The organism is Vibrio sp. OPT46, assembly GCF_015163535.1.
Lineage (GTDB): Bacteria > Pseudomonadota > Gammaproteobacteria > Enterobacterales > Vibrionaceae > Vibrio > Vibrio alginolyticus.
The window spans coordinates 8,801-9,319 of the sequence record NZ_JADDYG010000637.1 but is presented as its reverse complement, the minus strand read 5'-3'; the positions used below and the strand labels follow the sequence as shown (position 1 = coordinate 9,319).

Here is a 519-nt window from a genome sequence, read left to right as displayed (position 1 = left end):
TTATATCCAGCCTCTTTCAGCAAAAGAGACACTTTCCCCATCTCCGATGACGAAATGGTCCAAAATACGAATATCCACCAATGCTAATGCGTCGGTGAGACGCCTTGTAATCCTTCTGTCAGCTTGGCTCGGCTCAGCGACGCCTGAAGGATGATTGTGCGCCAACAAGAATTAATTTTCGTTTTTATGAATCATGAGAGAATGCAGTAGTACCAATGGATTTACAACTTTCTCAACAAAAAGCACTTTCTCTAAGTAACACTTGAGAAAATCATCCAAAAATTCTCAGCTATCTCATTCAAACAAAGTACCAACATTTTACTGATAGTCGGTACTTTACTATACGGAAAGTTGCTTCTCCTCTTTACCATACGAGCATAGCCTCACGTAGCAAAACGTAGAAATCACCTAATTACTATAAAATTCGTACTATTAGTTCACATATATTAGCATCGCCCAACAACCTAACATGCTGCCATCCTTATTGAACTGCATCCGATTGACGGGTGTTGTGACTAT

1 pseudogene is annotated in these 519 nt (G+C 39.9%); it reads right to left on the bottom strand.

The features are described from left to right. A pseudogene (locus tag IQR33_RS36025) lies at window positions 1-168 on the bottom strand (JAB domain-containing protein); the annotation flags it as partial. Window positions 169-519: the final 351 nt, after the last annotated feature.